Source organism: Blastopirellula retiformator (assembly GCF_007859755.1).
Taxonomy (GTDB): domain Bacteria; phylum Planctomycetota; class Planctomycetia; order Pirellulales; family Pirellulaceae; genus Blastopirellula; species Blastopirellula retiformator.
Window position 1 is genome coordinate 863759 of the sequence record NZ_SJPF01000004.1, and the last position, 12163, is coordinate 875921.

Sequence of the window (12163 nt, forward strand, 5' to 3'; positions counted from 1 at the left end):
GCTATTTTAGCTCGCGGAAGGTAGTAAACGCGAGAAAGGCGAGAACGGCGGATCCGACCACGAAGGCGATATCCATCGTGGTGCTAACCGATTGGAAGGGAACTCCAATCGCCAAATCGAGCGCAAACACCAAGAAAATGAGAATGGAGATAGCCATTCCCGTGATTGTTAGCGCTTTCGGCATGCGGCGACTCCTGTTTGGCCCCTGCACAAACCTGGTGAATTTTTCCCAGATTTCCCAGACGGTGTAGTATAACTCGCCTCCGCCAGATGTCACGCCCAGCGTGAGAAAAGTCCTTTCACGCAACAACTTGCGTGGGAAGTCCCGGCATCGTGGAGGAGGCAGAAACGAGGATTATTGATGACGGCCGGGGGTTTTGCAACCGGCGAAGAGGTCCTTATAGTACGCCGTAACTATTTCGCTCGCAAGCTTTTGGAACGCCAAACACATGAGTCTGCCCACCCCCTGGGACCAATTTCGTCAAGAGATGACCATCGCGCCGGAGTGGGCCTACTTCGATCACTCGTCGGTTTCCCCCCTCCCCCGGCGAACGGCCAATCTGATCCGTCAGTACGTCGACCAGGCGGCCGCCGGCGGAAATCTCCATTGGCCTGACTGGGCCAGAGCGGTCGAAAAGACCCGCAGTAAGATCGCCAGCCTGGTCAACGCCGATACGGACGAGATCGCCCTGCTCCCCAACACGACCCATGGGGTGTCGCTGGTCGCCGGAGGTTTTGACTGGAAACCGGGGGACAGCGTCGTTGTGCTCAATAACGAATTCCCCGCCAATCTGTATCCCTGGATGCATCTGGAGAGCATCGGCGTCGAAGTCCGTCAGGTGCAAGTCGAAGGCGCCGGACCGACGCTCGACGACATCGTCGCCGCGATCGACTCGACCACCCGTATCGTCGCCGTCAGTTGGGTCGCGTTCGCAACCGGTTATCGGCTCGACATCGCCAAGCTGACCGAGATGGTCCATGCCCATGGGGCGCTGATGTTTGTCGATGTGATTCAGGCGCTCGGCGTTTTCCCGTTCGACGTCAAAGCGACCGGCGTCGACTTCTTCGCTTCGACCAGTCAGAAGTGGCTGATGACGCCGGAGGGAGTCGGCATGTTCTACATCCGCCGCGAGCACCTCGACAAAGTCCGTCCGCTCTTCGTTGGTCCGTCGAGTATGGTCAAACCGTACGACTACGACCGGATCGCGCTCGAGTTCGCCGATAGCGCGCGGCGATTTGAAGGAGGCTCGAAAAATATGATCGGCTACATGGCGCTCGGCGGCAGCTTGGACCTGTTAATGGAGCTTGGCGCCGGCGCCGAGCAAAGCGCCGTCGGCGACCGCGTCTTGGAAATCGGCGACTTGGCGGTCGAGCGTTTGCAGTCGATTGGGGCGTCGATTTTCTCGGATCGTGAGGGAGATAAACGCTCTGGGATCATCTCCTTTGAGTTCCCGGGGCAAGACCCGAATCAACTGCGAAACCTTTGCGTCGACGCAAAGGTCGCGCTCAGCGTGCGCGGCGGTCGGCTGCGGATCAGTCCGCACGCCTACACCAACGAGGAAGATGTCGACCGCCTGGTAGAGGCGCTGCGCAGCGTTTGATGGCGGGTCGCCATCCGCTGATTTTCCAGCCAACCGCCGCCAATACCCTGTGCACAAAATACGCCTGAGAGGGATAGGCGCCCCCGATGATGGAATGATCTTACGAAAACCGCGGCAGCGACGTAGGCGAAACGCTTTTTGCAAAAAACCTGCGTGATACACTTCGATTAGCTCCTAACATATCATCAACAATCTCCTATCACCTTCGTTATTTAACAACGATCGTCTCGAAGGAATGTCGTTTGCCATTCGTGCAATTCGACCCAAGCGTCTAGCGACGCCTTGGCGCCTCACAGAATCATCTTTCATTATCTTTCCGATGAAGTTGAGGAGTCCTTCAAAATGACTGAAAACGAACAAGCCTTTGGCGTGACGCGGCGTGATGCATTCACGCTGGTCGAGCTGTTGGTCGTCATCGCCATTATCGGCGTGCTGATCGCACTGCTGCTGCCGGCCGTGCAACAATCTAAAGCAGATGGCGTTAGCCGCTCATATCTACCACGACGTCAACCAGGCGCTGCCGCCGGCCGGGTTTGGCGAAAACAGCACGGCCGAAGGCTGGGGCCGAAAAGCCTCTTGGCTGGTCCGCATCATGCCGGCGCTCGAATTGAGCGCAGCCGCCGATAGCTCCTTCTTCATCAACTCGTCGTTCGACATGATGAACGCCAGCTGGGCGGCGCCAGCGCGGCATTGGCAAGCGGCCGCGCAGCTGCGTGCTCCCGTCTTCAACTGCCCTTCGAGCCCGCTGCCGACTACCCGCAAGTACGCCACCAATGGTCCGACGCAAGCGCTGGGCGCTCCGGCGGAAATTGAAGTTCAAATCACCGACTACGCTTCCAACGGCGGCTGTGCTTTTGTCGGCGGTACGGTTGGTGACTGGAATCCGCGGGCATTCTGGGACTATAGCGGCATCAACTGCGACAACGGCGTGATCCCGATGATCTTGCGTGACTATCCGCCGCCGCAATTTCAAGGCTCGATCGTCGGCTTTCAGGACATCACCGATGGTACGTCCAATACGGCCATGTTCGGCGAGCAATCCGATTTCCACGAAGGAAACCCCGATAACGAGAAAGACTCGCGCGCTTCGCACGTCACCGGCGGGCTCTGGTCTTGCAGCACCGGCACTTCCAGCAGCACGATTTCTAATCACGTCGTCACCTACTTTGCGATCAACTACCCCGGCAACAGTTGGTGGTCGCAAGGGGGCTGGTGGGGCAACAGCGCGACCTGGATCAACACCGCGTATCGCTCGGCGCATCCTGGCGGCGTGCAGTTCGTCTTTTGCGACGGTTCGGTTCACTTCATCTCCGAGACGGTCGATCACAAGCCGGACGAATTCGTCGACAACAACGTGCTAGAGAACTTGGCGAATCGGCACGATGGATTTGTCGTCGACCAGTTCTAGGCCGTTCCTGAAAAATCTCGACGCGCGGCTACAGAGTAACGGCCGCGCGCTTCGTCGAAACACGCATGTCGCCGACCGCGACCACCTTGGGAGAGAACTTGGATGAAAAGCCAAATTTTCGCGTTACTATTTGCAGCTGCCATCATCGTCGGATGCCGGCCAGCTAGCCCGGCAAATATCTCGGAAGTTACCGGCACGGTCACTGTCGACGGGAAACCGGCCGACTCGGCGACGATTACGTTCGCGCCGATACCATCCGGGAAGTCATCTTATGGCAGAACCGATGACGCCGGGCACTATCACTTGGTCTATACGACCGACATCGAAGGAGCGCTGATCGGTGAGCACGCAGTTACGATCGCCAACGAACCGGCCCCCGGCCAGGCGACGCCAGCGGTGATGGTTCCGCGGCAATATGGAAAGGCGGGCAAACTGACCGCCAATGTTGCTCCCGATCAGAAGAATCAAATCGACTTCGCGTTGACGACCAAAGCGAAATAGCGTCAGGTCGTTACCACTCGATTTTCTCAGCCGAGAAGATCGGGCCTTCGACGCAGGTCCGTTTGTAGTCCCAACTGCCGTCGTCCTGGCGAACCTTGGCGACGCAGGTGAAGCAGATGCCAATGCCGCAAGCCATCGGCGTCTCGAGCGAGACCCAGCACGGCACGTTGCGCTCGGCGGCGATCTTGCTGACCGATTCCATCATGCGTTCGGGTCCACAGCAGGCGATCTGCACGCCGGCGGTCGACTGGTCGAGCGTCTCGCTGAGCAGGTCGGTAACCAAGCCATGATGCCCGGCCGATCCGTCGTCGGTGCTGATTTTGACGTCGATGCCGCAGGCGCGAAAGTCATCGACGCCGGCCAGGTATTCGGCCGAACGTGCGCCGTAGCACATCGTCACTTTGCCGGCGGCGGCGCCTTGTCGCGCCGGATCGCCGTACGCCTGGCGGCCAAGATACTCTTTGCCGAGCGCGACAAACGGCGTTTGGCCGATGCCGCCGGCTACCATGATCAGGTGCTCGACCTCTTCGGCAGGGAAACCATTCCCAAGCGCCCCCCAAGCTTCCAGCCGTTGGCCCGGCTTGAAGGTCGAGAGCTTGCTGGTCATCTTGCCATGCACCAGGTAGACGACGTCGATCCCGACCGCAGCGCTGCTGTCGTCGCGATAGACGTCGTACATTGCCAGCGGGCGGCCGAGCAGCGGATCTTGCATGTCAGCAAGACGGAGCATGACGAACTGCCCCGGCGTGATGCGGGCCGCCAACTCGGGACAGGCGAAACGAACGCGAAACGTATCGCGGGCCAATTGGACGTTCTCGACGACTTCAGCCGTCAATTGCGTCGCCTGGTCGGCGTAGTACGGAGCGTGGAGCGGGTTGCAGTTGTCGTTCACTTGCGGCGCTTCGTCTTCTTTTTCTTGGGCTTATTCGATGTCGTACGCTTCTTCGCGTCGGGGTTCTTCACGAACTTGGTCCGGACGCCTCCGCGTTTCGCCTTGCGACCTCCCTTCGTTCCTTCTTCGGGCGAAGATTGGCCGTAGCTCGTCTTCTTCTTTTTGGGCGCCCCTTTCTTGGGTCCCCCCTTTTTCGCACCACCTTTGAAACCAGTTCCCTTTTTCGAGAACTTCTTCTTCGGCGGATCGCCGGCTCGTTTTGGCGCGGCCTTCTTCTTCGCCGGACGTTCGTCTCCGCCGGAGAACCAGCCAAGTTCCGAGATCGGACGGCCTTCGTCATCGTCGTCATCATCTGCGCCGAACGCTTCGGAGAAACCACGTCCCTTCGCCGGTCGGCGGTCTGATTTGTCCGCGCCACGTCGCTTCTGCGGCGCTGACGACTTGCCGTACGACGAGGGTCCGCTGTCGCCGCCAATCGTCTTGCCGTACTTGCGGGGACGCTCCTCTTTGGCGGCGGGACCGCTCTGCTTTCGTTTCGGCTTGCCGGTAGTCGACGGTTTTCGCCTCTCGTCGCGCGGCCGCTGTTCGCCGCGGGATCCCTGTTCGTCACGCGGCGGACGGGGCGTTTGCTTCTTCTTCGGCTTACTGCCGGGCCCGCCAAAAGCGGCGTCGCGAAGCGCCTTCACCTCGGCGGCCTTCAGTTCGCGGAAGGCGCCATCGGGCATTTCGCCCAATCGCAGCGGCCCCATCGCGATCCGCTTCAGCCGCAGCACTTTGTGGCCGATCTTGGCCATCAAGCGGCGAATTTCGCGATTTTTCCCTTCGTCGAGGATGATCTCCAGCGACGTGCTTTGTTTGTTCTTCCGCTTGATGACCAGGCTGACCGGTTTGACGAAACCTTCGGCAAAGTAGACGCCGCGGCGGACCACCGACAACGCCGATTGCTCGGGATGGCCGGCCACTTCGACCCGGTAGGTCTTTTCGATTTCATAGCGGGGATGGGCCAGGCGGTTCGCCAGTTCGCCGTCATTGGTGACGACGATCAGCCCTTCGCTGGCGCGGTCGAGCCGCCCGATCGTGAACAGCCGGACGTCTTGCGGCACCATGTCGATCACGCGGGTTCGACCCTCGGGATCAAAATTGGTGCTCAGCACGCCCGGCGGCTTATTCAGCATGTAGTAGATTCGCTTGCCGAACTTCAGCTTTTGGCCGTCGACCAAGATTTCTTGCCGGTCCGGATCGACCTTCATGCCGAGTTCGGTCACAAACTCGCCATCGACTTCGACCCGCCCTTCCTGGATCATTTCCTCGCATTTCCGACGGCTATCGATGCCGGCAAACGCCAACACCTTGTGCAGGCGCTGCAGGCGGCCGGGGGCCGGATTGTCAGATTCAGTCGGTTTTGGGGTCATGGCGGTTTGAGCGGAAGGGGCAAAACCCCCAGTTTATCCGCTGCCGCACTGCACGGACAGGCGCCGCGGTGATCCGCGAAATCGAGGATTCGCCCGGAGCACAACCAGCAATTCACCCCAAGCGAGCCGCCCTACGGCAGAAACGCCGCGTTGGCGCCAAAATTGGCCGGGTCGTTCTGCACCGCCTCGGCGGACGGACGATCAAAATCGCGAGGACGCCCCCCCAGGACCTCGGGACCGAGGTCATTGTTGGTATAGGGATCGTACGCCATCGCCCGCTGTTGTTGTTGCTGCATGGTGCCAGGATCAAACAACGGGGTCTGCTTCAGATGCCAACAACCGGCGCACTGCGAAACCGCCAGGATGGTCAGCAGGGCGATCGTTTTCGGTCGGAAAGTCAGCATGGCGTAGGAACTCCTCCAATAGAAATCAGCGAGGAGTGTAGATGCTTCGCCAACCTGGCGAAAGAGGAATCTGTGCTAGCAGGAAACGTCCTGATTGGTTGACATCGTGTGCCACTGCTGGACAAGCCAGCAGTGGCACACGAGCGGAACACATTCATTGCCACGCAGACATGGCAACGTCACCCCGAAGAATCTTACGGCAGGTACATGTCCAGCAGCGTCGCCGGTCCACTTGGGGCCAACGTCACCGCCACGCTGGCTGCCGGCAGTAGGAACGTTTCTCCCTTGTTCAGCTGCAGCGGATGTGCCGGGTGATCGACCGTAACCATCCCTTCCAGGACCGAAACGATATGAAACCGCTCGTCCCCGCCAATTTGACGCGACTGACCCAGACGCATTCGATCGAGCACGAACTTGTCGCACTCCACCAACCGCTCGACCCCTTCGGCAACTGCTTGGGGCGTCTGCAGCGGAACTGGTCCCTTGGCGAAATCGATCGTCGCCAGCGATTGCTCGATATGCAGCGGGCGAGAGTTGCCGGCGGCGTCGGTCCGGTTCCAGTCGAACAGCCGGTAGGTGGTGTTGCTCGACTGCTGGATTTCGGCGACCAACAAACCTTTACCTAGCGCGTGGACCGTCTGGGCCGGAATGAAGACGCAGTCGCCCGGTTGCGGCTCGATGGTGTGCATAAGCTCGACAACGCGGTTCTCGGCGGTCGCCCGCGCGAGCGCGTCGCGATCGACCCATTCCTTCAGGCCGACGTACATCCGGGCGCCAGGCTCGGCGTCCATGATGACCCAGGCCTCGGTTTTGCCCAGATCGGGCGGATCGAGCAACGCGCCTTGCTTGTCATCCGGATGGACCTGGATCGAAAGGTCGTGATTGGCGTCCAGGAATTTGAATAATAGCGGAAACTGCGGCGCGACCGGGTGCCGGCCGAAGAGTTGGTCGCCGTATAAACTAACCAACTCCGCCATAGTTTTTCCTTGCAGCAGGCCGTGGGCGACGACGCTTTGATCTTCGCCATGGTCGACGACTTCCCAACTTTCGGCGAAAACCCCCTCAGCATCGATCGATTTGCCCAATTGGGTTCCCAATCGCCGACCGCCCCAGACATATTGGCGGAACTTCGGCATAAACCGGAGCGGGTAGTCGAGCGTCATCGCATCCATCCTTAGGGTTGACGTTTTTAGCGGCTGTAGCGGTGGTTGGGGCCGGACGCACCGCTTGGTTGTCATTTTCGCAGGTCGATGTTAGCATAAAACCCGTGGTTCTTCCTCGCCCGCCCCTGAACCGTCAGGGCCTGAAGCCGTCGGAAATCAAACCGACGGTATCTTACGGCGCCGAATCGCACCTTGGATCGATGATGGTCCCCCATTATTGATCTTCTGTTGACGATCCCCTTGCGCAACCAAAAGACGGATTTCATATCCGGAGAATACCCATGGCGAAGAAGATCAATGATGACCTGTTCGAAGGGTCGGCGATGACTTTCGGGGAACACCTCGAAGAACTCCGCTCCGCCTTGTTCAAATCGATTCTCTGGCTCGCTTGCGGCCTGGCGATTGGCCTGTTGGTCGCCGATCAGGCGATGGACGCGATCCAGAAACCGGTCAAAGAGGCGCTGCTCCAATACAACCAGAAACGGACCCTCCTGCGGCTGACCGAACGCCTGAAGGCCGAAAATGGGGGTAAAGAGCTAACCGAGACAGATAAGGAACGGCTTGAGAAAATCGCGGCCGACAATACCTGGTCGCCGGAGATCATCTACATCGAGCCGACCGAGGTCCGCCGAATTGCGGATCTGAAGAGCCAACCGGTCGATCCGGCTCCAGAGAAGCCCGCGGACGAAACGCCCGCCGAGGGAGAGACGACGCCAGAGGAAACGCCCGGGAATGAGCACGCCGTCCCATCTTCGGTCGAGCCCAAAACGACCGCCGACGCCCTGGAAGAGATGGCGATCGTTCCCACGACGCAGCCAGTCCCGATGATCACCTGGAAGCCGGTCGAGACCTCGCTGACCGCTTTGAAGGTCGAGGAAGTCTTTATGATCTGGCTGAAGGCGGGCCTGGTTTGCGGCGCCATTATCGCCAGTCCGGGTATCTTCTGGCATATCTGGAGTTTCATCGCGGCGGGACTCTATTCGCACGAGAAAAAATATGTCTGGATTTACCTGCCGTTTAGCCTGGGGCTGTTTTTCGGCGGCGCCGCGCTGGCCTACTTTTACGTCTTCGCCCCGGTGCTCGACTTCCTGTTCAGCTTCAATCTGTCGCTCGGCATTGATCCCGATCCGCGGATCAGCGAGTGGATGAGCTTTGCCCTTTTGCTCCCGCTCGGCTTCGGGATTAGCTTTCAATTGCCGCTGGTCATGCTTTTGCTAAACCGGATCGGACTTGTCGAGGTAAGAGCTTATACCGAGCATTGGCGAATCGCCCTGTTGGTGATCTGCGTCCTCTCGGCATTGTTGACCCCGGCCGATCCGCTCAGCATGTTGTTGCTGGCAGTTCCCTTGTCGCTGCTGTACTTTGGCGGTATCGGTTTGTGCCTCTGGATGCCTGGTCGTAAGGCTCCGATGGCGCCGATTCGCTAAACCTAGAAAGCCAAACGAGTTCGCCATGTCGTTTCGCACGCTCGCAGCACGAGTCTTATTCATTGTGTTGACGATCGGTGCGACCGAGGCTTACGCGGTCGACCTGTCGGCCGCGATTGGGGAGTCGTTTGCGGCCGCCGATACGCTGGCCGATATCCAGGAAGAGAACGCCGACGCCAAGGCCTGTCTGGAGGGACTTTGCTGGCCGCGGGGGCAGTTTGCCGTCGATGTCGAAGCGGCGGCTGAGGAGAAAGGAGACGCCCTGGTCCGCTTCCCGTCCGCCCGGACGACCAGCAACCCGACCAACGATCGCGTCGCCATGCAGTGGTATGCCGCGCGAGACGAAGAGGGCCACGCGATGAAAGCGCCAGCGATCATCGTTGTGCATGAGTCCGGCAGCGGCATGACCGTCGGCCAGGTCATGGCCAAAGGACTCCGCAATCAAGGCTTTCACACCTTCATGATTCAGCTTCCCGGCTACGGCCTGCGGAAGGTACCCGGCGAGAAAAAGAATGGCGCCGAGTTTCTGATTCGGATGAAGCAATCGATCGCCGATGTACGGCGAGCCCGGGATGCGGTCGCGGCGCTGCCGCTGGTCGACGCTGATCATATCGCGGTGCAAGGAACCAGCTTGGGCGGTTTCGTCGCCAGCGACGCGGCGGCGCTCGACGATGGCTTCGATAGCGTCTTCCTGCTTCTCTCTGGCGGCGACCTGCATGACATCATTCACCATGGCCATCGCGAGGCGGCCGAAGTTCGCAAACGCCTGGAAGCGGCCGGCATCCAAGGGGAAGCGCTCGTCGAGTTGATCAACACGATCGAACCGCTGCGAATCGCCCATCGCTTAGATCCCAAGCGAACCTGGCTTTACAACGGCACGTACGACCAGGTTGTGCCGCTCGAGAACGGCCAGGCCTTGGCTGCAGCGGCGCACCTTGCGCCGGAACATCACGTCCAGCTCTCGGCCAATCACTACTCGGGCGTCGTCTTCATTCCGTACGTGCTGACCCATATCCGCAGCCGCATCGACGCGGTCGAACAGCCGAAAGCGTCCGACTAGGCGGACGGTATCTTGCTGCGGACATCGGCGATGATTTCGCGGGGGACGAACTTCGCCAACTGCTCGTCGCCGGCCAGCGGCGTGATCTGCTTTAAGAGTGAGCTGGAGACGTGGCCGTACTCTTCGTCCGCCATCAGAAAGACGGTCTCGATGCCGGGATCGAGCTTGCGATTGGCCATCATCATCGTGAACTCGCCGGCGATGTCGGTCAGCGGACGAATGCCGCGGATCATCGCACTGGCGCCCACTGACCGGACGAAGTCGACCGCCAGACCGCTGAAGTGCAGCACATCGACGTTGGGGACATGCTGCGTGACGCGGCGGACCAACTCGACCCGCTCGTCCGGCGAAAACAGCCCCACCTTCTGGTCGTTGGTACCGATGCCGATGATCAAGCGGTCGACCAGGCGGCTGCTCCGCTCAATCAGGTTCAAATGGCCGAGCGTCACCGGATCAAACGAACCGGTATAGACGGCGAATTTGGGATTTTTCTCAGACATCGGTGGGGCTTTTTAGGGGCGGCGTCGCTCGGGCGACCTGAAGCTCACGTTAGGAAATTCGAGTTTCTGCAAGTGACATCGTAACCTAACCCATGCCGTATTAAACCAAGGATTGGCCCTCGGTCCCGAAAAAGGAATCGAATCGCTCGATCCCCATGCGATGCGATTTAGGCTGGCAGGAGATCGTCTTCCCCTGGATGCAATTGACCTTCGTAGAATTCGTGAACGTCACGCCGGGAAAAGAACCGAATCCCGGCCAAGAAAAAGAGGCCCTCCAACAGAGCGATGGTTCCCACGATGATCTGCCAGTAGAAGAAGAATGTATTTGCCGACGACTGCCAGTCGAATTGCGACGTCGTTTTTGCGTTTGACGCGTACGCGCTGAGACGGCGTTCACTGCTGCCGGGAGGCTTGACTTCTCCTAGTCGCGTCCCGACCGATTCCTGGGCTTCGATAATCAACGGAATGCCGTAGACAGCTTCGACGAGCGTCAAACTAAAGAAGGCCAAAAACGCAACTTTCATCGCCTTGGCGGCGCTCGGTCGCAGCCGTATCGCGGCTCGACAAGCAACCAGCAAACTGCACGTGAGCGCAAATCCAGCAGCCTGGAGAAACCTGATCCGCCAAAGATATTTGGTTGTGACCTGCTCGATCCCTTCTTCGATCGCGATCGCTTCCGGCAACACCTTTCCGTCGTCGGACGTACTGCTGGACACAAAGCAACCAGAGAACACCAGCAATACCAGACACATCAGGTTGATGACTGCGAGCCCCCTACCCAACTTCGCGTAGAACAGCGCGCCGTTTCGTATTTTTTTCTCGGGCGTCAGAATCACCAATTCTTCGCCTGGCTCAGGATACCTCGTTGCGACTTTCGGTTCTGGTTGGTCCATTTCGTCTCACCCTGCAAAGCGACGCCCCAAGTTATTGTTCGAACAACGCCCGCGTTTCCCGCTTCGCGAAAAACCGATAGGCAAAGTAGTAGTAACCCAGCTCCAGCGCGATAAATCCAATGCTGCCCCCGACTCCGATGTAGAACCCGGCCTGCATGGCGACCGCCATGATCTGCGACGTCGGATTGTCAGGGTCAGGCTCCATCCCGCCAAAGGCGGTTTGCATGGCGTCGTACATGGCGAGTTGCACGAAGACGGCGACCGCCGCGCCGACCAGGTCGACGATGGCGGCCGATACCACCGCCCGCCGCATCCAGACATCGCCGCGCACGGCCAGTTTCAGCGCCTTCAGCGCCGCCCAAAACAACAGGCCCGCGGTGATCAGCGACAGGGGAACGATCAGCAACTGGTACAACGCGTATTGTTGCTGCACTTCTCCCATCAGCCGCTGATATTCGATCATCCGCTCTTGCATCTCGCTTCCCAGGCCGCTGGTCTGCCCCGACTGAGCGCCGAACAACCATGGCAGCGTCGCGGCGATCGAACCGAGCTTCATCACCGCCAACAGAATTCCGCCGATCGCCAGGGCGGTCAGCAAAGCAGGTTTTCTGTTCGCTGGCGAGGCGCTTTCGGCGGGGACGAGATCCTCTTCGGCGTCCGACATACGGCGTCAATTCCTAAGGCAGTTGTGATTCAAAAGTGGGGGGAGCTACATCCTACCCTCCCACGCTAGCTGCAGTCTATCGCTAGCCATGCGAGCGGTCGCGCTGCTGAGCTATTCGCCGCACAACGCGAATTTTTGGAATTTTTCGTTGAACTTGACCCCGAAAAAACATCGAAACTATACTTGAGGTACTGGCATTTCCCAGACGTTCTGCGGTTTACGTGCGCCACGATTGGTT

At 59.4% G+C, this 12163-nt stretch carries 13 protein-coding genes and 1 pseudogene; 6 read left to right on the forward strand and 8 right to left on the reverse strand.

Annotation, left to right across the window (positions count from 1 at the left end):
* Position 1: 1 nt before the first annotated feature.
* On the reverse strand, positions 2 to 184 hold the full coding sequence (locus Enr8_RS19395; RefSeq protein ID WP_146434654.1) for a hypothetical protein: 183 nt from the start codon (positions 182 to 184) through the stop codon (positions 2 to 4).
* A gap of 265 nt (positions 185 to 449) precedes the next feature.
* Between Enr8_RS19395 and Enr8_RS19400 the strand changes: the two genes are divergently transcribed.
* From Enr8_RS19400 to Enr8_RS19415, 4 genes and pseudogenes are all read left to right on the forward strand, one after another.
* Entirely contained in the window at positions 450 to 1601 is a 1152-nt protein-coding gene (locus Enr8_RS19400) for an aminotransferase class V-fold PLP-dependent enzyme (protein ID WP_146434656.1), read from the forward strand.
* Positions 1602 to 1943: 342 nt separating this feature from the next.
* Positions 1944 to 2021 (forward strand): annotated as a pseudogene (locus Enr8_RS26450) (prepilin-type N-terminal cleavage/methylation domain-containing protein); the annotation flags it as partial.
* 55 nt (positions 2022 to 2076) lie between these two features.
* The gene (locus Enr8_RS19410) at positions 2077 to 3009 is read left to right on the forward strand and encodes a DUF1559 family PulG-like putative transporter (RefSeq protein WP_146434658.1); all 933 of its coding nucleotides are present in this window, start codon (positions 2077 to 2079) and stop codon (positions 3007 to 3009) included.
* 102 nt (positions 3010 to 3111) lie between these two features.
* Positions 3112 to 3510, forward strand: coding sequence for a peptidase associated/transthyretin-like domain-containing protein (locus tag Enr8_RS19415; protein WP_146434661.1), 399 nt, complete (start codon positions 3112 to 3114; stop codon positions 3508 to 3510).
* A gap of 10 nt (positions 3511 to 3520) precedes the next feature.
* Here Enr8_RS19415 and Enr8_RS19420 read toward each other — a convergent pair whose 3' ends face one another.
* The 4 genes from Enr8_RS19420 to Enr8_RS19435 form a co-directional block, all read right to left on the reverse strand.
* Positions 3521 to 4402 carry a dihydroorotate dehydrogenase electron transfer subunit gene (locus Enr8_RS19420; RefSeq protein ID WP_146434663.1) on the reverse strand — a complete coding sequence of 294 codons (882 nt, stop codon included), beginning with the start codon at positions 4400 to 4402 and terminating at the stop codon, positions 3521 to 3523.
* The gene (locus tag Enr8_RS19425) at positions 4399 to 5814 is read right to left on the reverse strand and encodes a pseudouridine synthase (RefSeq protein WP_146434665.1); all 1416 of its coding nucleotides are present in this window, start codon (positions 5812 to 5814) and stop codon (positions 4399 to 4401) included. Before Enr8_RS19425 ends, Enr8_RS19420 begins: the two co-directional genes overlap by 4 nt.
* Before the next feature lie 131 nt (positions 5815 to 5945).
* Positions 5946 to 6218, reverse strand: coding sequence for a membrane or secreted protein (locus Enr8_RS19430; RefSeq protein WP_146434667.1), 273 nt, complete (start codon positions 6216 to 6218; stop codon positions 5946 to 5948).
* A 194-nt stretch (positions 6219 to 6412) separates the two neighbouring features.
* The gene (locus tag Enr8_RS19435) at positions 6413 to 7381 is read right to left on the reverse strand and encodes a type I phosphomannose isomerase catalytic subunit (RefSeq protein ID WP_146434669.1); all 969 of its coding nucleotides are present in this window, start codon (positions 7379 to 7381) and stop codon (positions 6413 to 6415) included.
* Between the two features lie 281 nt (positions 7382 to 7662).
* Here Enr8_RS19435 and tatC point away from each other — a divergent pair, with 281 nt between their 5' ends.
* Together tatC and Enr8_RS19445 are read left to right on the forward strand one after the other, a co-directional pair.
* Entirely contained in the window at positions 7663 to 8808 is a 1146-nt protein-coding gene (gene tatC / locus Enr8_RS19440) for a twin-arginine translocase subunit TatC (RefSeq protein WP_146434671.1), read from the forward strand.
* A 25-nt stretch (positions 8809 to 8833) separates the two neighbouring features.
* Entirely contained in the window at positions 8834 to 9868 is a 1035-nt protein-coding gene (locus Enr8_RS19445; RefSeq protein WP_146434673.1) for an alpha/beta hydrolase family protein, read from the forward strand.
* Here the strand turns inward: Enr8_RS19445 and coaD are convergent.
* From coaD to Enr8_RS19460, 3 genes are all read right to left on the reverse strand, one after another.
* Positions 9865 to 10368, reverse strand: a complete 504-nt coding sequence (coaD, locus tag Enr8_RS19450; RefSeq protein ID WP_146434674.1) for a pantetheine-phosphate adenylyltransferase — start codon at positions 10366 to 10368, stop codon at positions 9865 to 9867. The two genes, Enr8_RS19445 and coaD, sit on opposite strands and share 4 nt — an antisense overlap.
* A gap of 167 nt (positions 10369 to 10535) precedes the next feature.
* Positions 10536 to 11204, reverse strand: coding sequence for a hypothetical protein (locus Enr8_RS19455; protein WP_146434676.1), 669 nt, complete (start codon positions 11202 to 11204; stop codon positions 10536 to 10538).
* Between the two features lie 88 nt (positions 11205 to 11292).
* Complete coding sequence (locus tag Enr8_RS19460) at positions 11293 to 11925, reverse strand: hypothetical protein (protein ID WP_146434678.1); 633 nt, start codon at positions 11923 to 11925, stop codon at positions 11293 to 11295.
* Between the last annotated feature and the right edge of the window lie 238 nt (positions 11926 to 12163).

What these genes read in the sequence shown, in the direction of transcription:
- Enr8_RS19395 (WP_146434654.1), bottom strand. Translation starts at nt 184, where the DNA reads ATGCCGAAAGCGCTAACAATCACGGGAATGGCTATCTCCATTCTCATT.
- Enr8_RS19400 (WP_146434656.1), top strand. Translation starts at nt 450, where the DNA reads ATGAGTCTGCCCACCCCCTGGGACCAATTTCGTCAAGAGATGACCATC.
- Enr8_RS19410 (WP_146434658.1), top strand. Translation starts at nt 2,077, where the DNA reads ATGGCGTTAGCCGCTCATATCTACCACGACGTCAACCAGGCGCTGCCG.
- Enr8_RS19415 (WP_146434661.1), top strand. Translation starts at nt 3,112, where the DNA reads ATGAAAAGCCAAATTTTCGCGTTACTATTTGCAGCTGCCATCATCGTC.
- Enr8_RS19425 (WP_146434665.1), bottom strand. Translation starts at nt 5,814, where the DNA reads ATGACCCCAAAACCGACTGAATCTGACAATCCGGCCCCCGGCCGCCTG.
- Enr8_RS19430 (WP_146434667.1), bottom strand. Translation starts at nt 6,218, where the DNA reads ATGCTGACTTTCCGACCGAAAACGATCGCCCTGCTGACCATCCTGGCG.
- Enr8_RS19435 (WP_146434669.1), bottom strand. Translation starts at nt 7,381, where the DNA reads ATGACGCTCGACTACCCGCTCCGGTTTATGCCGAAGTTCCGCCAATAT.
- tatC (WP_146434671.1), top strand. Translation starts at nt 7,663, where the DNA reads ATGGCGAAGAAGATCAATGATGACCTGTTCGAAGGGTCGGCGATGACT.
- Enr8_RS19445 (WP_146434673.1), top strand. Translation starts at nt 8,834, where the DNA reads ATGTCGTTTCGCACGCTCGCAGCACGAGTCTTATTCATTGTGTTGACG.
- coaD (WP_146434674.1), bottom strand. Translation starts at nt 10,368, where the DNA reads ATGTCTGAGAAAAATCCCAAATTCGCCGTCTATACCGGTTCGTTTGAT.
- Enr8_RS19460 (WP_146434678.1), bottom strand. Translation starts at nt 11,925, where the DNA reads ATGTCGGACGCCGAAGAGGATCTCGTCCCCGCCGAAAGCGCCTCGCCA.